Raw genomic sequence first — 19,220 nt, 5'->3', positions numbered from 1 at the left:
CGTGACCGACGCCGACGACCCGAGGTACTCGCTGGGCGACTACCTCCGACTGGTGTTCCTCGATCCGGTGACGCTCGCGGGGCTGGTCGTCCTCCTCGCCGGTATCGCGCTCGTCGTCGTTTCGGATCCGAGCGCGCCGACTCGGACGCCGTTGCTGGGCGGGTCGCTCATGCTGGTCGGAACGGTGCTGTTCGCCCTCGGCTACACGCGGGCGCAGTGGGGACTGAAACGCTGGGGGCGATAGCATGAAGCGGGTCGCTCGCTAACCCAAAAGGGTGAGCCAGATAGAGCGCACCGTGACCGTCGTTCCGGAGGCAGGACTCCACGCCCGACCAGCAGCGCGATTCGTCTCGACCGCGAACGAGTTCGACGCCGACCTCTCCGTCGCCAAAGACGAGGACGAGCCAGTGAACGCTCGGAGCATGCTTTCGGTCACCGCCCTCGACGCTCGAAAGGGTGACGAAGTCCGTCTCGTCGCCGAGGGTGCCGACGCCGAGGCCGCACTCGACGCGCTGGAGCGAGTTCTGACGACGCCGGAGGACGAGGAGAAAGAGGGAAGCGAAAAAGAACGGCGAGGAGGGGAGGAATCGTGACCATCGAACTCTCGGGAATCGGCGCGACCCCCCGCGTCGGCGTCGGAACCGTCGTCTGGCATCGTGGAACGACGGACTTGTCGGAACCGCCGGACCCAAAAACGGTCGACGTCGACGAGCAACTGGCGGCGTTCGAGGCGGCCTGCGAGCGGGCCCACGAGGAATTAACGGACGAGCGAGAACGAGCGGAAGAGCGCGTCGGCGACGACGAAGCGGCGATATTCGACGCCCACCGGGCGTTCCTGGACGACCCAGAGATCACCGGCAGCGTCGAAACCGCCATCGGGAACGGACTCCCCGCGCCGCACGCGGTTCAGCAGGCGTTCGAAGACCCTATCGCTCGGCTCGAAGGACTGGAGGGGTCGACGGCGGAGCGCGCGGACGACCTTCGGGACGTGCGCGACAGACTCCTCCGAATCCTGACCGACCGCGAGCGCACCGACCTCGGTGACCTGCCCGACGGTTCGATACTCCTCGCGGAACGACTCGCGCCGAGCGACACGGCGCGACTCGACCCCGACGCGGTCGCCGGGTTCGCCACCCTGTTCGGCGGTCGAACCTCGCACGCCGCCATCTTCGCTCGGTCGCTCGGGATTCCCGCGGTCGTCGGCGTCGGCGACGAACTCGCGCAGGTCGGCGACGGACGGGAGGTGCTGGTGGACGGCGAAGACGGCGTCGTCATCGTCGACCCGGACGACGCCGCCCGCGACCGCCTCGTCGGTGCCGCTACCGCCGTCACCCGCGACCGTGTCTCGACGGCGGACGGTCGTCCTGTCGAAGTCGCAGCGAACGTCGGCACGCTCGCGGAGCTCGACGGCGTGGTCGAGCAGGGGGCCGACGGCATCGGCCTCTTTCGAACCGAGTTCCTGTTTCTCGACCGCGACTCGCCGCCGGACGAGGACGAACAGTACGACGCCTACGTCGAGGCCGCGTCCGCGTTTCCGGGGGACAGGGTCGTCGCCCGGACGCTCGACGTGGGCGGCGACAAGCCGATACCGTACATTGACGCTCCGGAGGAGACGAATCCCTTCCTCGGCGAGCGCGGGATTCGGCGTTCGCTCGGCCCCGACGCCGACCTGTTCGAGACGCAGTTGCGCGCCCTGCTCCGCGCTACGGCGGAAGTCGACGATCTCGCCGTGATGTTTCCCCTTGTCGCTCGGGTCGAGGAACTCGACGCCGCGCTCTTGCGGGTCGAAGCGGTCGCCGAGGAACTGGCGGACGAGGGTATCGACCGCGCGATTCCGGAACTCGGCGTGATGATAGAGACGCCGGGGTCGGCGTTCGTGGCCGAGGAACTGGCGACGCGCGCGGAGTTCCTCAGCATTGGGACGAACGACCTCACGCAATACGTGATGGCCGCCTCCCGGGAGAACGCTCGCGTCGCCGACCTCCACGATCCGCTTCACCCGCCCGTCCTGCGAGCGATTCGCCGGACGGTCGAAGCGGGCCACGAAGGGGACGCGTGGGTCGGGATGTGCGGTGAGATGGCGGGCGACCCCGAACTGACGGAACTACTCGTCGGCCTCGGTCTGGACGAACTGAGCCTGAGCGCCGTCACGGTGCCGGACGTGAAAGCGCGAGTCGCGGAGTGCGACGCCGAGAGCGCCCGCGACCTCGCGGAACGCGCCCTCTCGGCGGAGACGCGGGACGAAGTGACGTCGATACTGGAGGGGTGACGTCGAGTTCCCACAGTTCCGTAACCGCGGGAAACCGACGTTACAGCTTCGAGACGTCCGCCGCCTCCTCCGCCGCTTCCAGCACCGATTCCAGCGTCGCTTTCGGACTGGTCGCGGCGACCGCCGCGTTGACCGCACCTTCGAGAACCGGAGCGTCCGCGATTCTCGCGTCGGCGTCGGATTCTTCGATAGCGATTTCGGTGTTCATCACTGCACTTCCGAGGTCGACCAGCACGACGACGCCGTCCTCGTCGGCGAGGTTATCGAGGGCCTCCTGAATCGCCGGGGCGCTCGTTCCGACGCCGCCGTCGGGGTCGCCGCCCACCGCTTCGATAGGTGCGTCACCCGCCATCTCGGCGGCGACTTCGCGGATACCTTCGGCGGCCCGCCCGCTGTGCGAGACGACGACGAGACCGATCATTCAGGCCTCCTCGTCCACGGCCGGTTCTTCATCCGTAGACATCGCCTCGTCCACGTCTTCCCCGTCGGGAACGGTCGGCGAGGTCGCGTCGGCGTCGAGGTCGCCGTCGCCGAGGTACTCGACCGCGATCTCCCGTATCGCTTCGAGGATGAAGAGGGTGCTCGTCGCGCCGGGGTCTTGGTGGCCGACCGACCGCCAGCCGAGGTACGAGGCCCTCCCCTTCGTCGCCCTGATGGGCGTCGTGAACTTTACTCCGCGCTCACAGGCGTCCACCGCCTTCGTCAGGGATTCGACCGGCGGGAGGTCGTCCTGTTCGACGGACTTCTTGTAGGTGTGGACGGCGGGCGTCAGGGCGTCGACCATCGTCTTCGCCCCGACCTCGGCGCTCCCACGGTCTTTCACCTTCTCCAGAAACGCCTCGGCGAACGCCACGGTCGATTCCGCCGTGAGGCCGTCTTCGAGTTCCGCGCTGGCGGTCATGAACGACCCGCCGTAGAGCGGTCCGGCGGCGCCGCCGACCTCGGAGACGAGCGTAACGCCAATCGTCTTGACGAGTTCGGCGGGGTTTGCGTCGTCCATCTCCTCCGTCTTCTCGCGGGCCGCCCGAAACCCGCGGTTCATGTTCGACCCGTGGTCGGCATCGCCGATGGCCGAGTCGAGGTCGGTCAGGTGCTCCTTCTCGTCCGCCAGTCGCTCCGAGACGCGTTCGATGGCCGCGAGGGTCGCCTCGCGTTCGATTTCTGTTGCTCCCATCTGTATGCTGGTAGCACGCTACGAGGTGGGGTAAACTCTTTCCCCTTCGGCCGTTCTCTCAGCTCGGGCGGTCAGTGGTTTTTTTGCTCGAAGGTATTCAACAGGGGGTGATTCACCGTACTCGCGGTGCGTCTATCGCTCGCCGGAGAGTTGAATCGCATGGGAGATGACGTACATCAGAACGATGCCGGAGCCGACCGCGAGGACGAACTGACCCGCTAAAGCGAATAGCATTCCGGCCGTCGAGCGACCGCCCAGCAGAAACACCATCGCGAACGGGACGAGCGCGATCGCCACGAATACTCCGATGAGTTTGGCGAGCGGTATCGCTTCCACGAGGATCTGAGTCGTGTCTATCGTTTCGGTTCCTCAGTCGACGAACGGCGCGGAAGGCGGCATCTTTCGGAATTTTGATGATTATGTGCCTATAAGTATTCTCTGTCAAATGCCGAAACGATAAGTACACCACTGTATTGCGCACTAATCGCCCTTAGCCGTTTAGTTCGTGGTGCTAATTTTTCAATCGCGATTATGACCCCCCTCTCTTTCAGAACAATCGTTACTCATCGTTCTCTTCTCTACAATTTTTCTTTGAGTCTACAGACGGCACATATCTCTCACTGGTTCACTACCATCATGAAAGTAACTTGCCGTCGTGTGCTTGCTACTGTTGCCACAGCAGGAGCCGGAATAGTTGTGTTTGCGGCCAACTCGGATGGCTGTGGCCAAGCCATTCCATTCTTCGAGTCGGCTTGGCCTCACGATGGAGAAATTGGAGTCTCTCCTGTAAAATTAATTCCCGAAAACACTACTGTAATCGTATTCTCGAAGTTTCCCGACTCTGAGCAGTCACTACTCCAAACGGCGGCTGATACTGGCTCCGTCCGGGTTTGTCTCGCTAAGAGGGACGAGCAAGCCGACGTACTCAGGTCATTTGCGAATCGAGTGAGTGGCGATACGTACCTCCGGTATGAGGGTGGCTACTATGGTCTCTGGGTTCGCGTTGAAGACATGGTAGTTTCCAGTACAGCCGACCCCCCGTAGGGCAATTGTGAGGAAAGGTCAGCCACGAACCGATAAGTCCACGCTCTATATCTAACAGCAGTCGTTAACCCGAAACCGAACGAAAAATCGCGTCACGAACTACTGTTGAACCTTCAACGCCGGTGTGTCCGCCGGATGCGCGAGCAACCCCTTCAGTTCGTCGTCCAGTTCCAGCACCGTCACCGAACAACCCTCCATGTCGAGCGAGGTCATGTAATCGCCCACTCGCGCGTCCCACGTCGTCAGGTCGCGCTCGTCCAACAGCGACTGGAGCTTGCGGTTCACGATGTACAACTCCATCAGCGGCGTCCCGCCCATTCCGTTGACGATGGTGGCGACTTCCGCGCCCGACTCGGAGTTCAGGTCGTCAAGCACCTGCTCGGTCAGTCGCTCGGTTATCTCGTCGGCAGACATCATCTCGGTGCGCTCGACGCCGGGTTCGCCGTGGATGCCGATGCCGAGTTCGATCTCGTCCTCGCCGAGGTCGAACGTCGGTTCGCCCTTCTCGGGCGTCACGCAGGAGGTCAGCGCCGTTCCCATCGTCGCCACGTTGTCCACGACCTTCTGGGCGACGCGCCGGACTTCGTCCAAGTCCTCTCCGCGATCCGCCATCGCGCCCGCGACTTTGTGGACGAAGATGGTTCCGCAGACGCCGCGCCGGCCGGAGGTGTACAGCGAATCCTCGACCGCCACGTCGTCGTTGACGACCACTTCGGCCACCTCGACGTCGGACTCCATCTCGGCCAGCTCGCCGGCGGTCTCGAAGTTCATCACGTCGCCCTCGTAGTTCTTGACGACGTTGAGCACGCCCTCTCCGGCGTCGCAGGCCCGGATCATCTCGCTGATCTCGTCGGCGGTCGGCGAGGTGAACACCTCGCCCGCTGCGGCCCCGTCGAGCATCCCCGGCCCGAGGTAGCCCGCGTGCGTCGGTTCATGACCGCTTCCGCCGCCGCTAACGACGGCGACCTTCCCGTCGACGGGCGCGTCGTTCCGGACGAGGACGTTCGAGTCCGGCAGTCGCCGAACCTCGTCCGGATGCGCCGCGACCATCCCGTCTAGCATCTCGTCCACGACGGCGGACGGTTCGTTAATGAGCTTCTTCATGGATCGTGCTAACAACCTACCCGTCGGCGCATAAGGATTCCCTTCGGTTGCGTGAGAGTTTCGTCGGTACGGAACTCGCTCTTCCTCGACGGACACCGAGTCTCACGGGGCGAGCGACCGCTCCATCGCCATCACCGGAACCGTCACTCGGCGTCCCTCGTACTCCATCTCGCGCGGTTCCTCCCGCACCGGGCGATAGCCCCGTCGCTCGTAGAATTCGATCGCGTTAAGCGAAGCCTGTAGTTCGAGTCGCTTCGCTCCCGTCCCGAGGGCGTACCCTTCCAGGTGGGCGAGGACGGTCGAACCGACGCCCCGTCGGGCGTACTCCGGGTGGACGTACACCGCCCTGACTTCATCGTCCGCCGGAACGACGTGTCCGAACCCGACGATGTCGTCGCGCTCCGCGACCACGACGTGATGGCCGTCGTCTTCGATGGGAGATTGGTCGAGCTCCCCATCTTTCGCCGCCCACGCCGACACTTGCGTGTCATCGTACGCCTCAGGGCCGAACGCGAGCACGGACTCGGTGTGGAGTTCAGCAATCTCCGGTGCATCGTCGGCCGTTGCGACGCGAATTCGGGACATCTCCGTCTCGACGTTCGCGGCGGATACCCATCAGTGGGTCGATGGTGCAGATTCGACTGCGGTTCGGGCGAGCGTCCGCGAATCCGCTTCGGCGAAATCATCAGGTAAGGTGTCATTCTCGGGGTAGTCGAGGCATACAAAACGTTTATCAATTATCGAAGTTTCGATAGGAGAACGAAATCCTTCGAAACATGAAACGGTTCGAATCGGCCGAACGCGAGTTGCAGGCGAACCAGCACCGCGAGCAGGTCGGCACGCTCTCGACCCGCGACGTCTCCGATCTCATCGTGTCGCTCGACGCCGACGACCCGAAGCGCCCCGCGCGAGCGCCGCGTAGTCGCTCGCGGAGGTGGCCGCGAGCACCCCCGAGCGCGTCCCCGTCTCCGACCTCGCGCAGGCGGTGACCGACGACGACCGGTGGGTTCGTCGGGGCGCGACGTGGGCGCTGGCCGAAGTCGCGCAGACCGACCCTGTGAGGGCACGTCCGGTCGTCGAGCGTGCCATCGACCTGCTTCCCGACAGCGACCCGCTGGTGCGCGAAAACGCCGTCATCACCGTCGCCGGGGCGTCGAAGTATCCGCGGAAAGCGGAACCGGCCATCGTATCGCTCGCGGAGCTTCGGGACGCGGACGACGGACTCGTCCGCCGGTACGCGACCGAGGCGCTTCGTCACGTCGTGGACGCGCTCTCGAAATCGACGCTCTCCGGCGACCCGCTCGTCATCAGCGTGAGCGACCCGCGGTTGGCCGACCTACTGCCCGCCGAGCCGAACGTCGTGCAAGTCGGCGAGACGGGGGGACGACGGGCCGATTCGTATCGTCCCGACGTCGTCGGTCGATGTCGACGCGCGGGCGACTGCCGGAACGGGGCGCTTCCGGCGTCGTTCGGCCGCGCCGTCGAGAGGTGGTCGACCATCGACGACCACGACCACGTGCTGACCGTGCGAGCGCACGGCGACTCGCCCGTGCCGTGGCTCGCCACGGAGTTCACCGACGGCGGAACGCTAGGTGACTACTTCGACGCCGAGTTCGACGCGGCGCTCTGGTTCGCACATCGAATCGCGCGCACCGTCTCGCACGCTCACGCTCTCGGCGTGATTCACGGAGGGTTGTCCCCCTCTTCCGTTCGATTCTCGACGACGTTCGGGTCGACGTGGCCCGTGTCGAAGGTCGGCGACTGGGGATTCGCGGGCGTGGCGGCCGATGTACGGCATCCTCCCGTCCCTCCGGTCTTCGCGGCACTGGAGCACGTCGAATCGGAGGCGTTCGGCGTCGTCGACCACTCGACGGACGTGTACGGACTCGGGGGCGCTCCTGTACGCGCTGTTCACGGGGCATCCGCCGTTCGCCGGGGAACCGCACGTCGTCGTCGTCGTCGGACAGGTCACCTCGACAGACCCGCCCGCGCCGACGGAGCGCAATCCGGAACTTCTCGACGCGGCGAACGACTTGCTCGTCCGCGCGCTGGCGAAGCGTAAACCAGAACGCTACGAGACAGTGGACGACCTGCTGGTCGCGCTCGAACGGTGCATCGAGACGTGCGACCCCGAATAGGTCGAACGAATTAAATAATTGAACGCTCATTTCGAGACAGGTAGATGACCATCCCACTCGCACAGGTCAGCACCGACGCCGGGACGAACGTCGTCCGGTTCGCCGGCTCCGGTCTCCTCGCGGTCTCCGCTGGTGTCTTCGGGTTCTACGCGTTTCGGAACCTACAACTGAATTGGTTGGAGTCCCAGCACCCATTCTGGCGCTATCTCGTCCCAATCGGGCTCGCCGGCGCGCTGTAGGGCGCGCTCGGCGTGGCGGGGACACTCTCGTCCGGACGCTGGCTGGTCGCATTCGGACACGCGGCGCTCCTCTTCTGTACGGTGTTTCTCGCGTTCGCCATGCGCGAACTTTACTACAATAGCGCGCTCGCTCCGTCGCCGGACGAGCGTCGGATTCCGTTCTCGCGGTTGCGGCGAATCGAACTGGGGTTCGTGAGTATTATCCTGCTGGAGCTGTTGGTCGTCCTCCTCCTCGGTCACGGGTCGATCGTGGCGGTCGTCAAGGGCGTCGGCAGCATCTCGTTCGCGGTTTACGGCGTCGTCTTCGGCGAACGACTGGAGTCGCTCACGCAAGGAACGTCGGTCGATACGCTCCGGCGACACCTGCTTCCCGTGCTCGTCTGCGCCGGACTCCTCGTGTTCGCAGATCTTGGCGTTCACGTCGGTTTCGGCCCCCTCGTCGTCGATAGCATCGAGAGCGTCTTCGTCGTGATGATCGGCGGGTTCCTGCTCACGGCGACGGTCCGGCTCCAGCAGAACGTGCGCGGGCTCTCCGGCGGTCGCTGACCGGCTCTCCGAGAGCGAATCACCGCCGACTCGCCCGCCGATTCAGATTTTGTGCAGATGCCCGTTCTCGCAGTACGGACACTCGACGTCCGGGCCGGGTCGGGTGCTGACGCGCCCGCACATCGAGCACGCTCTGACGAGTCGCTCTCGCCGCCGACACTCCCGTTCGATCGTCACCAACCGAGCCTCCGTCTCCGTGAGATGTCGCCGAAGCGAATCGAGTTCCGCGCAGAGTTCTTCGACCGTCCGAAGCTGATTTCGGTCAGTTCGACGCCTCCGCGGGTCGATTCGCTGTTGCCGATTCCGTGACACCCTCCCGCGTTCGTTCGTTGGCATAGTCCCTGCGGAGGGGAACGGTACGGACGGTTATGAAGCGGTCGCTCGTCGCGTCGGTGAGGCTTCGAGGTCGGCCCGACGTTAGCCGGTCGCGTCGTCGGGTCGGGCAACCGGAAGCGGTGCGTACAATCGCTTGCGGGCGTCGGGAACGTACAGCCGTTCTTCCACGAGATCCTGCTCTTTCAGTTTCGTCAGCGCGTCGCGCGTCGTCCGGGCGGGTAACAGAGCGTCTTCGCGCACCTGTCGCTGCGTCAACGGTGCGTCATCTTCTAAGACCCGGTAGACGAGTTTCGCACTGGGTGGCAGTTCGAGAAGTCGTTTGAATCGTTGCTGTGGAGTCGTTTCACTGCCGGAGCGCCCGGCAAAAGCGACCACTGGATTTTGACATACCGGTTTCGTCTTCGCGCTCCGTTCGGTTATTTATTTCGGTTTTCGGAGAAAAATACCGGTCACGGAACTACGTATCGGAGTTAACTGCCGTCGAACTCCCTAACCACAAGATATAAAATTGCCTTAGTGAATGGTTTATCAACAAACTGCTTCAATCTGAAAAATCTGAACATTTAAATCAACTATGGTTGATGACGAATCAACGGTTCTCGTCGTCGACGACGATGAAGACGTAACGGATCTCTACGCGACGCGGCTAGAGGATTCCTACAATGTCCGACGGGCATACGAAGGCCACGCGGCATTGGAAAAACTGGACGACGTAGTGGGTGTCGTCCTGCTCGACCGTCGGATGCCCGGTCTTTCCGGCGACGAGGTTCTCGAACAGATACGAAACCGCGACCTTCACTCGCACGTGGTGATGGTCACCGCCGTTAAACCGAATTTCGATATCATCGATATGGGATTCGACGACTACCTCGTCAAACCGGTGTCGAAAGACGACCTCTACACGACCGTCGAAGGGATGCTCACGCACGTCGAGTACGACGCCCAGATGCAAGAATACTTCTCGCTCGTTTCGAAAAAAGCCGTGCTCGAAGCAGAGAAAGACGAGGAGGTACTCTCCGAGAACGACCAGTACCGAGAACTGACGGCGCGGGTCGAGACGCTCCGTGAAACCGTGGACGACGCGCGATCGAGCCTCCGAAACCACGACGATTTCGTCGGCGCCTTCCAAGATCTCTCTTAGGCTCGCGCTTCCGTGCTCTTCGTCGCAGTTTCGCTGGCCGCTTTGCGGCCGCCCATGGCGAGGCCGACCATCGATAGACCGCTGGTGAGCACGCTGACGCCGAACAGGAGACCGAGTGCCCACGCCGCATCCGCAGGCCACCCGATCCAGAGCAGTCCGGCGAGCAGGAGCGAGACCACACCGCTAGCGACCACCCACCCCCAACTTCTCTCCGGTCGGAGCGCGAACCCCATGACGAGTTCGACGACGCCGTCCACCGCGAGGTACGCGATGAGGAGGAGCGTCAATGTCGAAAGTCCGAGTATCGGATTGATGACGAGCGAGAGGCCTGCGATACCGTAGACGACCACGAGGATGACCTGCCAGAGGACGCCCTTCCAGTCGCCCGCGGAGAACGCGTGAACCGCGTGTAGTCCCGCCCCGCCCAGCAGCGCCGCGCCGATCAGCACCGACAGCGCGACACCGGTGACGAACGGGAAAAAGATGGCGATGACGCCGAGCACTGCGAGGATAGCCCCGACGATCATCAGCGTTCGCCACGCCGTGTCTGCCGTACTCCGGCTAGTCGTGTCGCTCACTTTCGTACTCATTTTTTAATCCAACCCAAGTACGACGGCGAACGCCAAAACCGATGGGGCCGTTTCTCGGTTCGCCGACCGACGGCCCGACTTCCGGAACTGTGTATCAGTAATAATAAAGTACCGGTATTCGCAGGTTTCGGGTATGGCTGTCGAGGACACGGACGAGATTCTGACCGCGCTCGGCGCGGACCAGGAGGTGTTCGGAACGGCGGAAGCGCGATTCGAACACCGACTGCTCTCCGCGCTCGTGGACGCGCGCCGCGACGACGTGGACTACTGGCGACTGTTCGAACTCACGGAACGCTTTCAGCGGGCCGCGATCTGCGCTTCGTTCGCGCAGGACGAGTTCGGTCCCGACCACGCGGACGTGCGGGAAGAGACGGTGCAGTACTCGCAGATCGTCCACGCGACGGCGCGAGCACGCGCCGCGGGCGCGCCGGAGCGACGACTGCTCGTCAACATCACTAGCGTGTACCAACTGTTCGAGGACGAGTGGTCGAGAGAGGAGTGACTGTCGGTGCAGTTCGAAAGAAAATCTCGTGTACCCCTACCCGAGGTGAATTCGAGCTGTCGGGGATGGGATAAATGCTTTGTGTTCCGCGGTCGTCTCAGAACGCGAGCGCGTAGACGTTCTCGGCATACTCTCGACCGCCCAGTTCGACCGTCGCCTCGTCGTCCTTCTCGAAGCCCAGTCCGAGGTAAAACTCGTTGCCCATCTCGTTGTCCGCGAGCACCATCGCTCGCATTCGTTTCATGTTGAAATCCTGCAAATCCTCTCGCAGGCGCTCGTGCAGCGCAGTGCCGACGCCTTCCCCCCAGTCGTCCGGGTCGACGTAGAGTCGAAGTACGTCGCCTTCGTCCTCGTGGCAGACGGCGTGACAGAACCCGAGAAGTTCCTCGTCCTCGACGGCGACGAGGAAGGCCGTCCCGGGTCTGTCGAGGGCGTCCGCCAGCGATTCGTTCGAGTACCACGACGCCACCGTCTCCGTGATGGTCTCGTCGTTCAAGATCTCGTCGTAGGCTTCGTTCCACGCGCGGTGGGCGACCCGTCGAATCGCCCCGAAATCACCCTCGTTCGCGGGTCGAATCTCCATAGTTCTCTCCTCCATCTTCGCTTTCGCCGTGTCGCACGGTAACAGTTCTGAATCACCAGTGCGGTTGCAGAAAGGAAGTTTAGCTTGCTTCGACGGTCGGACGCGACTCTTCGAACACCAGTTTCGCCCCCGGTTCGATACCCTTCCGGTCGGCGAAGCCTTGGCGCATCTCGACGACGTACTTCGCGGGTGCCTCGCTTGTGTAACTCCGGAGTTCGGAGTCGCTGGCGTTGGGTTGTGGGTCGGCGTGCGCGATGTTGATGACGGTGCCGTTCGCCGAAACGAAGACGATGTCGAGCGGAATGAGCGTGTTCTTCATCCAGAACGACTGCGTCGAGGCCCTCTCGAAGACAAACAGCATCCCGTGGTTGCGGGGAAGCGACCGTCGATACATCAGCCCGTGCGACCGTTCGTCCGGCGAGTTCGCCACTTCGAGCGTCACCGTCGTCCGGTTTCCGTCGGCGACGAACGCAGCGGAGACGTTCTCCTCGGTGTCGGTCGTCGTGTGGGTGGCCTGCCCGGTCGGTTGCGTCCCTCCGTTCCCCAGTCCCATCCCCGCACAGCCGGCCAGAACGGTGAGGCAAGCGACCAGCAGGGCAGTAGTCACGCGCATGACCCGTACGACGGGTGCTATCGACAAAAATCGGGGTGGTTCTCTCAGCGTTCGCGGCGTCGCTCTCGCTACGTCCCCGTCGTTCGGAACCCGCCGCCGAGCGTTACGTTCCCCCGCATCGATTTCGGGTGGTACTCGCAGTAGTACCGGCTCATCTCCTTCTTGGCGGTGAACGTCACGTGTCGCGTCGCGCCCGGCGCAGAGGCCGATTCGGTGGCGGCGAGTTCGTTACCGTTCGAATCCTCGACGATGAATTCGTGTTCCTTTCCGTCGATGTTTATCCAGACGAGCGTGTACGTCCGGCCGGCCCTGAGCCGCAGATCGGGGTTCTCCTTCCCGTGAATCTGCGACGGTGCGAGGCCGAACCAGTGTTTCACCTCGCCCCCGAGAATTAACGGCGTCCCCTCGACGGATATTCCCCGCGTCGTTTCCTGAGCGCCTGTCACGTCGCTCGCACCCGCGAAGATTCCAGCGGCACCGAACGCTTGCAGTACGGCTCGTCGCGTCGCCCCGCCGTCGCGGTCTGCGTGTCGGTCTGTCATCGTTTTCCCTCGGTCGGCTACCACGCTCTCCGGTAAAGGATTCGCGTACCGTTCGACGGTTCGCCGGTTCGAATTCCCGGCTTAACCGCGCCCAGCGACGGTGCCGCGTCGCCGACCGCGGGCGGAAACGCCCGCTTAAAGCACCGCCACGAGGAATCCGACGAGTAGCGACACCGTGACGACCAACTGGAATATCGCGGACGCGAGCAGTCCGACCACGGCGTAGGCGGCGGTTCGCGCACCGCTCCGAGCGTCCCGCGTTCGATAGAACTCGACCGCGAACGCGGCGAGCGCGACGCCGACAAACATCCCGAGCGGCCCGGTGACCAGCAGGGCCAACAGTCCGACGACCGCGGCGGCCGCGGCGGTCCAGCGCGACCCGCCTCCCATCCGGGCCGAAACCGCGCCCGCGGCGTACTCCCCGACGACGGCGATACCGCCCACGACCGTCGCGCCAACGACGAAGAGGAGTCCCGGTTCCGAAAAGTCCGTCCCCCACCAGTAGCCGTACACTCCGGCGAGCGACAGGGGGACGCCCGGTAAGAGCGGGAGGACGCTCCCGAGGACGCCGGCGAGCAGGAGGGCGAGGGCGACGAGGAAGAGCCAGTCCATACCGACGCATCGCACCCGACGCGGATAATCGCTCGGATTGCCCGATAGCTTTTAGGCGAAGCGACCAACCATCGAGCAATGACGGTGCTCGTCGCAGGGGCGACCGGATTCGTCGGACGCCACCTCGTTCCCGAACTCGTGACGCGCGGCGAGGATGTCGTCGCACTCGTACGCGACGCCTCGACGTACGACTCCCCGGCTGGCGTTTCGGTCGTGGAAGCCGACCTCGAAGACCGAGAGAACCTCGTCGGCGTCTTCCGCGGCGTGGACGTCGCGTACTACCTCGTCCACTCGATGGGCGAAGCGGGAGATTTCGTTGCGCGCGACCGGTTGGCTGCGCGAAATTTCGTCGACGCGGCGCGCGGAACGAGCGTCACTCGCGTCGTCTATCTCAGCGGACTCGGCGGCGAGCGTGCGACGCTCTCCGACCACCTGAAATCCCGGAGGGAGGTGGAACGAATCCTCGCCGAGGGCGACTACGACCTCACCGTTCTTCGGGCGGCGATTGTCGTCGGGGCGGGGAGCGCAAGCTTTCGAATGGTTCAACAACTCGCCGCGCGACTTCCCCTGATGATAACCCCGCGATGGGTTCGAACCGAGTGCCAACCCGTCGCCATCGACGACGTGGTGAAGTATCTCGTCGGCGTCCTCGACAGCGCCGAGACGAGGGGCGAGACATTCGAAATCGGCGGGCCGGACGTGCTGACCTACGGCGAGATGGTCGTCCGGACGGGCGAGATGCTAAATCGTCCTTCTGTGATGATTCCCGTGCCCATCCTTTCGCCGAAGCTCTCTGCCTACTGGGTGGACATCGTGACCGACGTGCCGAAGGAGGTCGCCCACCCGCTCATCCTCGGCTTGAAGACGCGCACCGTGGTCGAAGACGACCGAATCCGCTCGCTCGTCCCGGTCGAGTTGACGCCGTTCGACGAGGCGGTTCAGCGAACCGTCGCGTGAACCACGTTTCGCGGTGGCGAAGTGCGCGTCTTTGCGCACCTTCGTTCGCTCCCGTGGCTGAACTATTTAACTGATGACGGCATACGTCGGAAACAGGGATGGCAGTCATGTCCGACAGCGAACCGTCGTTCTCGATTCCGCACCGCCCGCGTCGGCGGTATCCGCGACAGGGTGGCGTCTGCTACGAGGGCGAGACCATCTTCCGGCTCTCGCCCGGTTCGGACTGTTCCGAGGAATGTCTCGTCTCCCTCGTGACGGGGATACTGGACGACGACACGTACACCTTCGGCGACTGGTTCGACCTCCCCGTGCCGATGTATCTCGTCCGCGACCACGACTGCGACACGACGTTCCGCGTCGTCGTCCGCTACGGGTCGGTCGAGCTACACGTTCTTCCGGATACTCGATCATCCGCCCTCCGCGCCATCTACCGACGGCTCGCGGCGCGTTCGGACATCTCGTGGAGCGTCTCGTGCGAATCGAAGCCCGACACCTGACGTCGCGCGAGAAGTGTAATATTAAATACCGTTGGTGCAGAACATGAGCAATGGCGATCCACGCAGACACCCGCGATTGGACCCTCCGCACCGCCCAGAACCACGACGAGATGTGAGCGCTCGCGGACGAAGAAGGCATTCGGGAAGCGCGACTGGCCTACCCCTCCAGTTGGCTCTTTCTGACCCGCGACGCCGCGACCCGCGAACTGGTTCGGCTCGCCGCGGCAACGGGCGGCGAGTGGGAATTCGACGAATTCGCGCGCGAACTCGGTCAGGACGCGGAGCGCTTCGAACGGAGTCTGGACGACCTCGTCTCGCTCGGCGCGTTTCGAGAAGAAAACGGAATCTACCGCCCGAATCCGGAGAGCGTCGTCGCCCGAACCGCCGGACGACTCCGACGCGCCGCCGCCGAACACGGCGCATCTGACGGCTTCCCCGACTTCGCTACTCCGGAGGCGGTTCGGCTGATGCTAGACGCGCTGCTCTCCCCGGACGCGGACGAATCGTTCACACAGGACGACCTCCACGAATTCGTCGGTCTCCCCCGAAAAACGGTCTGGATGCACGTCGAACGTCTCACGAGTCTCAGAGTGCTCGAAACATCCGGCAGTGGCTACGTGACGAGCGAAACGAACCCGGTTCTCGGGCACGTCAGAGCACTCGACGCGGCGGTTCTCGGGGCGGCGCTCTTGCCCTAGATCGCCTGCGTCTGGGCGAGATCTTCGCCGACGTACTGCTCTTCCCACTCCCGGCGCGCTTCGATCTCCCGCGCTCCTCTGCGAGTGAGCGTGTAGTAGTTCGTCCGGCGGTCTCGCTGGCCCTTCTCGACCAGCCCTTTGTCCACCAGCGAGTCGAGATTCGGGTAGAGTCGGCCGTGATGAATCTCCTTCTCGTAGTAGGCTTCAAGCTCTTCTTTGATGGCGAGGCCGTGAGGTTCGTCTAACCCAGCGATGACATACAGCAAGTCCCGCTGGAAACCAGTCAGGTCGTGCATGGTTCTCCCTAGGACTACAGAATCATGCAATAGACAAAAGAGTGATGGCCAAATCGGGTTATACTCTTCGTCTGCTTGCGGTTTACCTCTTCCACTCTCCGTCCCCTTCGGACGTGCGACCTGTTGCTCGAACGACATTAGACGGCTATCCCCAAACCGTGAACTATCTTCACGGTTCGTCACGTCCTCGCTACGGCGCTCGGCGTCGGTGGACATCTCCCAGCGAAACGGCGCGAGAATCGAAGCGTCGATGGGCGTCCGTTGCGGTCGATTCAGATAAAATAAGTGACAAATATGGGGTGCGGCGATACTTGAATTCGACATCGGATTTAAGCCGATATGTCTGTTCCTCTCTGGCATGGCGACAGGGAACGAGACCCTCGACTTCGAGACGTACCGCGATTCGCTCGGCTACGAGCCGTCCGACGCCCACCCCGCTCTCGCCGCCGACCTGCGCGCCGAGGTCGACGGCGAAGTCCGCTTCGACGAGTACACGCAGGTGTTGTACGCCACGGACGGAAGCATCTATCAGGCTCGCCCGGCGGGGGTCGTCTTTCCGACCTGCGCCGAAGACGTGCAGGCCGCGGTTCGCGTCGCCGCCCACCACGACGCTCCCGTCCTCCCGCGCGGTGCCGGGTCGTCGCTCGCCGGACAGGCGGTCGGGCCGGGCTGCGTCGTCCTCGACTGCTCGCGGCACATGGACGCCATCGTGAACGTCGACCCCGAAAACCGAAAAGCGGTGGTCGAACCCGGCGTCGTTCAGGACGACCTGGACGACCACCTCGAACGGTGGAATCTGAAGTTCGCGCCCGACCCAGCCTCCTCCAACCGGGCGACGGTCGGCGGCGGCATCGGCAACAACTCGACTGGGGCGCACTCGGTTCGGTACGGCATCACCGACGCCTACACCGCCGAACTGGACGTGGTGTTGACGGACGGGTCGCTCGTACACACCCGCGAAGTCGTCCTCGACAGCGAGGAGTGGGACGAACTCGTCGGCAAGGACGACCGCGAGGCCGAACTGTACCGCGCCGTCCGAGGGTTGGTCGAGGACAACCGCGAGGAGATAGCCGCCCGCTACCCGACGCTCAAGCGCAGCGTCAGCGGCTACAACCTCCACAAGGTCGTCTACGAGCGCGACGGCGAGACGTGCATCAACCTCTCGAAACTGTTCGTCGGGGCGGAGGGGACGCTCGGGGTGGTCGTCCGCGCTACCCTCGACCTCGTCACCCGCCCCGAGGAGACCGCGCTCGCGCTGTACTGCTACGACGACCTCGTCTCAGCGCTGGCGGCGGTTCCCGAGGCGCTCGAATTCGACGTGAGCGCCGTCGAGTTGATGGACGACGAGGTGTTCCGACTTGCCCGCAACTCGACCGAGTTCGCGGCGGCCGCCGAACCGATTCCGGAGAGCGCGGAGGGCGCCCTGATGCTGGAGTTCGACTCCGAACTCCATGACGATTTCGAGGGCGCTATCGCGGAGACGACGGCCCACTTCATCGGCGCGGGCGAGGCGTTCGACGTGCTCGAAGCCTACTCGGACGAGGAACGGGCCAAACTCTGGAAGCTCCGGAAAGCCGCCATCCCGCTCCTGATGAGCATGGAGGGCGACCCGAAACCGTACCCCTTCATCGAGGACGCGTCCGTCCCGCCCGAGGAACTCGCCGAGTACGTTCGGGAGTTCATGGCCGTCCTCGAAGATCACGACACCACGGCGGCCTACTTCGCCCACGCCGGGAGCGGAACCCTCCACATCCGCCCCATCCTGAACCTGAAAGAGGAAGCCGGCATCGAGACGATGCACTCCATCGCCGAGGACGTAACCTCGCTGGTGCTTGACCATCACGGGGCCTTCTCGGGCGAGCACGGCGACGGTCTCGCCAGAACCGAGTTCAACCCGAAAATGTACGGGTCACAGCTCTGGAGCGCGTTTCAGGAACTGAAGACGACGTTCGACCCCGACTGGCGGATGAATCCCGGCAAGGTCGTCTTTCAGGAGGACGCGGACATGCGCGAGAACCTCCGGTACGGTGTCGAGTACTCCTCCATCGAACCGACCACCGTGCAGGATTTCTCCGACGAGGGCGGCTTCTCGCACCTCGTCGAGCTCTGCAACGGCTGCGGCACCTGTCGTCAGACCGGAAGCGAGACGATGTGTCCCTCCTACCGCGGGATGAAAGACGAGATGACGACCACGCGCGGCCGAGCGAACCTCCTCCGGGCCGCCATCAGCGGCGAAATTCCGACCGAGGAGATATTCACCGACCGGTTCCAGAATGAGGTGTTAGACCTCTGTCTCGGCTGCAAGGGTTGCGCCCGCGACTGCCCGACCGGCGTCGATCTGGCGAAACTCAAAGCCGAGGTAAAACACGCCAAACACGAGAAGGATGGCGCGAGCGTCCGCGACCGCCTGTTCGCCGACATCGACCGCGTCTCCGCGCTCGGAAGCGCGCTAGCCCCCGTCTCGAACTGGGCCGCGAAGCTTCCGGGTGCGGACTACGTCGCTGAGAAGGCGTTCGGCATCGCCCCCGAGCGGGACGTTCCTCGATTCCGGCGGGAGACGCTCGTGGACTGGTTCGACGCCCGCGGCCCCCAGATTCCCGCGGACGTCGCGACCGAGCGCGTCGTCCTCTTCCCGGACACATTCACGAACTACAGCCACCCCGTCCCCGGCAAGGCCGCCGTCAGAGTCCTCGAGGCGGCGGGCGTCAACGTGCAGGTTCCCGCCGACCTCGCGCCGAGCGGTCGAGCCGCCTACTCCGAAGGCTTTCTCGACAAAGCACGAGAACAGGCCGAAAGTAACGTTTCAGCGCTCGAATCCCGCGTCGCCGACGGCTGGTCGGTGGTGTTCGTGGAGCCATCCGACGCGGTGATGTTCCAGGACGAGTACCGCGACCTGCTGGCGGACTCGTCGGCGGCGCAGGCCGTCGAGGAGGTCGCGGCGAACGCGTTCGGTGTCTGCGAGTTCGTCGACCGCAAGCGATTGGACGACGGCATTGAGTTCGACTCGGTGGACGAATCGCTCGCCTACCACGGCCACTGCAACCAGAAAGCCCTCCGGCGCGACCACCACGCGGTCGGCGTCCTCCGACGCGCGGGCTACGAGGTCGACCCCCTCGACAGCGGTTGCTGCGGCATGGCCGGCAGTTTCGGCTACCGCGCGGAGCAGTACGACCTCTCGCAGGCCATCGGTCGAATCCTGTTCGAACAAGTCGAGGAGAGCGACGCGGAGTCCGTCGTCGCGCCCGGTGCGTCCTGTCGGACGCAACTCGAAGATTACGAAAAGCGTCCTCCTCATCCCATCGAGAAGGTCGCGGACGCGTTACACCGACCATAACTTTT

The 19,220-nt window shown here is 63.9% G+C and carries 27 protein-coding genes; 13 read left to right on the top strand and 14 right to left on the bottom strand.

The features are described from left to right. The first annotated feature begins 1 nt into the window (after position 1). From LIW51_RS20600 to ptsP, 3 genes are read left to right on the top strand one after another with little or no spacing between them, the layout of a single operon-like run. Positions 2 to 244: a hypothetical protein gene (locus LIW51_RS20600; RefSeq protein WP_227376885.1), complete on the top strand. Its 243-nt coding sequence runs from the start codon at positions 2 to 4 to the stop codon at positions 242 to 244. A 40-nt stretch (positions 245 to 284) separates the two neighbouring features. Beyond that, a complete protein-coding gene (locus LIW51_RS20595) occupies positions 285 to 593 on the top strand; it encodes an HPr family phosphocarrier protein (protein WP_227378301.1) in 309 nt (102 codons plus the stop codon). Continuing rightward, the gene (gene ptsP, locus LIW51_RS20590; protein ID WP_227376884.1) at positions 590 to 2,269 is read left to right on the top strand and encodes a phosphoenolpyruvate--protein phosphotransferase; all 1,680 of its coding nucleotides are present in this window, start codon (positions 590 to 592) and stop codon (positions 2,267 to 2,269) included. Before LIW51_RS20595 ends, ptsP begins: the two co-directional genes overlap by 4 nt. A gap of 40 nt (positions 2,270 to 2,309) precedes the next feature. Here the strand turns inward: ptsP and dhaM are convergent, their stop codons facing one another. From dhaM to LIW51_RS20565, 5 genes are all read right to left on the bottom strand, one after another. After that, positions 2,310 to 2,690 carry a dihydroxyacetone kinase phosphoryl donor subunit DhaM gene (dhaM, locus tag LIW51_RS20585; protein ID WP_227376883.1) on the bottom strand — a complete coding sequence of 127 codons (381 nt, stop codon included), beginning with the start codon at positions 2,688 to 2,690 and terminating at the stop codon, positions 2,310 to 2,312. Further along, on the bottom strand, positions 2,691 to 3,443 hold the full coding sequence (gene dhaL, locus LIW51_RS20580; RefSeq protein ID WP_227376882.1) for a dihydroxyacetone kinase subunit DhaL: 753 nt from the start codon (positions 3,441 to 3,443) through the stop codon (positions 2,691 to 2,693). It abuts the gene before it with no gap. Between the two features lie 132 nt (positions 3,444 to 3,575). Then, positions 3,576 to 3,779 (bottom strand): hypothetical protein, encoded by a 204-nt coding sequence (locus tag LIW51_RS20575; RefSeq protein ID WP_227376881.1) that lies wholly within the window; start codon positions 3,777 to 3,779, stop codon positions 3,576 to 3,578. Positions 3,780 to 4,586: 807 nt separating this feature from the next. After that, on the bottom strand, positions 4,587 to 5,591 hold the full coding sequence (gene dhaK / locus LIW51_RS20570) for a dihydroxyacetone kinase subunit DhaK (RefSeq protein ID WP_227376880.1): 1,005 nt from the start codon (positions 5,589 to 5,591) through the stop codon (positions 4,587 to 4,589). Between the two features lie 102 nt (positions 5,592 to 5,693). Further along, positions 5,694 to 6,176, bottom strand: coding sequence for a GNAT family N-acetyltransferase (locus LIW51_RS20565; protein WP_227376879.1), 483 nt, complete (start codon positions 6,174 to 6,176; stop codon positions 5,694 to 5,696). A 191-nt stretch (positions 6,177 to 6,367) separates the two neighbouring features. Here LIW51_RS20565 and LIW51_RS20560 point away from each other — a divergent pair, with 191 nt between their 5' ends. From LIW51_RS20560 to LIW51_RS20545, 4 genes are all read left to right on the top strand, one after another. After that, on the top strand, positions 6,368 to 6,580 hold the full coding sequence (locus LIW51_RS20560; RefSeq protein WP_227376878.1) for a hypothetical protein: 213 nt from the start codon (positions 6,368 to 6,370) through the stop codon (positions 6,578 to 6,580). Beyond that, positions 6,526 to 7,653: a HEAT repeat domain-containing protein gene (locus LIW51_RS20555; protein ID WP_227376877.1), complete on the top strand. Its 1,128-nt coding sequence runs from the start codon at positions 6,526 to 6,528 to the stop codon at positions 7,651 to 7,653. The genes LIW51_RS20560 and LIW51_RS20555 overlap by 55 nt, the downstream gene beginning before the upstream one ends. 120 nt (positions 7,654 to 7,773) lie before the next feature. Beyond that, on the top strand, positions 7,774 to 7,968 hold the full coding sequence (locus LIW51_RS20550; protein WP_227376876.1) for a hypothetical protein: 195 nt from the start codon (positions 7,774 to 7,776) through the stop codon (positions 7,966 to 7,968). 12 nt (positions 7,969 to 7,980) lie between these two features. Next, positions 7,981 to 8,514 (top strand): hypothetical protein, encoded by a 534-nt coding sequence (locus tag LIW51_RS20545; protein ID WP_227376875.1) that lies wholly within the window; start codon positions 7,981 to 7,983, stop codon positions 8,512 to 8,514. A gap of 42 nt (positions 8,515 to 8,556) precedes the next feature. On the opposite strand, the gene LIW51_RS20540 is transcribed toward LIW51_RS20545, so the two are convergent. Continuing rightward, entirely contained in the window at positions 8,557 to 8,850 is a 294-nt protein-coding gene (locus LIW51_RS20540) for a hypothetical protein (RefSeq protein ID WP_227376874.1), read from the bottom strand. A gap of 81 nt (positions 8,851 to 8,931) precedes the next feature. Continuing rightward, positions 8,932 to 9,225, bottom strand: coding sequence for a hypothetical protein (locus LIW51_RS20535; RefSeq protein ID WP_227376873.1), 294 nt, complete (start codon positions 9,223 to 9,225; stop codon positions 8,932 to 8,934). Positions 9,226 to 9,424: 199 nt separating this feature from the next. Here LIW51_RS20535 and LIW51_RS20530 point away from each other — a divergent pair, with 199 nt between their 5' ends. Further along, on the top strand, positions 9,425 to 9,991 hold the full coding sequence (locus tag LIW51_RS20530; RefSeq protein WP_227376872.1) for a HalX domain-containing protein: 567 nt from the start codon (positions 9,425 to 9,427) through the stop codon (positions 9,989 to 9,991). Here LIW51_RS20530 and LIW51_RS20525 read toward each other — a convergent pair. Then, on the bottom strand, positions 9,988 to 10,581 hold the full coding sequence (locus tag LIW51_RS20525) for an HdeD family acid-resistance protein (protein ID WP_227376871.1): 594 nt from the start codon (positions 10,579 to 10,581) through the stop codon (positions 9,988 to 9,990). The two genes, LIW51_RS20530 and LIW51_RS20525, sit on opposite strands and share 4 nt — an antisense overlap. Positions 10,582 to 10,714: 133 nt before the next feature. Here LIW51_RS20525 and LIW51_RS20520 point away from each other — a divergent pair, with 133 nt between their 5' ends. Further along, complete coding sequence (locus LIW51_RS20520) at positions 10,715 to 11,083, top strand: hypothetical protein (protein ID WP_227376870.1); 369 nt, start codon at positions 10,715 to 10,717, stop codon at positions 11,081 to 11,083. 97 nt (positions 11,084 to 11,180) lie between these two features. Here the strand turns inward: LIW51_RS20520 and LIW51_RS20515 are convergent, their stop codons facing one another. The 4 genes from LIW51_RS20515 to LIW51_RS20500 all read right to left on the bottom strand — a co-directional run bounded on the left by LIW51_RS20515 (position 11,181) and on the right by LIW51_RS20500 (position 13,433). Further along, on the bottom strand, positions 11,181 to 11,666 hold the full coding sequence (locus LIW51_RS20515) for a GNAT family N-acetyltransferase (RefSeq protein WP_368411854.1): 486 nt from the start codon (positions 11,664 to 11,666) through the stop codon (positions 11,181 to 11,183). A 79-nt stretch (positions 11,667 to 11,745) separates the two neighbouring features. Further along, on the bottom strand, positions 11,746 to 12,279 hold the full coding sequence (locus LIW51_RS20510) for a DUF192 domain-containing protein (RefSeq protein ID WP_227376868.1): 534 nt from the start codon (positions 12,277 to 12,279) through the stop codon (positions 11,746 to 11,748). A 68-nt stretch (positions 12,280 to 12,347) separates the two neighbouring features. Further along, on the bottom strand, positions 12,348 to 12,821 hold the full coding sequence (locus tag LIW51_RS20505) for a plastocyanin/azurin family copper-binding protein (protein WP_227376867.1): 474 nt from the start codon (positions 12,819 to 12,821) through the stop codon (positions 12,348 to 12,350). 135 nt (positions 12,822 to 12,956) lie between these two features. Beyond that, positions 12,957 to 13,433: a DUF456 family protein gene (locus LIW51_RS20500; RefSeq protein ID WP_227376866.1), complete on the bottom strand. Its 477-nt coding sequence runs from the start codon at positions 13,431 to 13,433 to the stop codon at positions 12,957 to 12,959. A gap of 78 nt (positions 13,434 to 13,511) precedes the next feature. On the opposite strand from LIW51_RS20500, the gene LIW51_RS20495 reads away from it, so the two are divergent. After that, positions 13,512 to 14,390 carry an NAD(P)H-binding protein gene (locus tag LIW51_RS20495; protein ID WP_227376865.1) on the top strand — a complete coding sequence of 293 codons (879 nt, stop codon included), beginning with the start codon at positions 13,512 to 13,514 and terminating at the stop codon, positions 14,388 to 14,390. A 107-nt stretch (positions 14,391 to 14,497) separates the two neighbouring features. Then, positions 14,498 to 14,887 carry a hypothetical protein gene (locus LIW51_RS20490; protein WP_227376864.1) on the top strand — a complete coding sequence of 130 codons (390 nt, stop codon included), beginning with the start codon at positions 14,498 to 14,500 and terminating at the stop codon, positions 14,885 to 14,887. On the opposite strand, the gene LIW51_RS20485 is transcribed toward LIW51_RS20490, so the two are convergent. Beyond that, the gene (locus tag LIW51_RS20485; protein WP_227376863.1) at positions 14,818 to 15,303 is read right to left on the bottom strand and encodes a hypothetical protein; all 486 of its coding nucleotides are present in this window, start codon (positions 15,301 to 15,303) and stop codon (positions 14,818 to 14,820) included. The two genes, LIW51_RS20490 and LIW51_RS20485, sit on opposite strands and share 70 nt — an antisense overlap. A 51-nt stretch (positions 15,304 to 15,354) precedes the next feature. Between LIW51_RS20485 and LIW51_RS20480 the strand changes: the two genes are divergently transcribed. Next, positions 15,355 to 15,585 carry a hypothetical protein gene (locus tag LIW51_RS20480; RefSeq protein ID WP_227376862.1) on the top strand — a complete coding sequence of 77 codons (231 nt, stop codon included), beginning with the start codon at positions 15,355 to 15,357 and terminating at the stop codon, positions 15,583 to 15,585. On the opposite strand, the gene LIW51_RS20475 is transcribed toward LIW51_RS20480, so the two are convergent. Then, positions 15,582 to 15,881, bottom strand: coding sequence for a PadR family transcriptional regulator (locus tag LIW51_RS20475; RefSeq protein ID WP_227376861.1), 300 nt, complete (start codon positions 15,879 to 15,881; stop codon positions 15,582 to 15,584). The two genes, LIW51_RS20480 and LIW51_RS20475, sit on opposite strands and share 4 nt — an antisense overlap. Positions 15,882 to 16,239: 358 nt before the next feature. On the opposite strand from LIW51_RS20475, the gene LIW51_RS20470 reads away from it, so the two are divergent. Continuing rightward, complete coding sequence (locus LIW51_RS20470) at positions 16,240 to 19,215, top strand: FAD-binding and (Fe-S)-binding domain-containing protein (protein WP_227376860.1); 2,976 nt, start codon at positions 16,240 to 16,242, stop codon at positions 19,213 to 19,215. Positions 19,216 to 19,220: the final 5 nt, after the last annotated feature.

The organism is Haladaptatus halobius, assembly GCF_020618475.1.
Lineage (GTDB): Archaea > Halobacteriota > Halobacteria > Halobacteriales > Haladaptataceae > Haladaptatus > Haladaptatus halobius.
The sequence above is the reverse complement of the archived record's forward strand: the minus strand, read 5'-3'. Positions and strand labels throughout refer to the sequence as shown.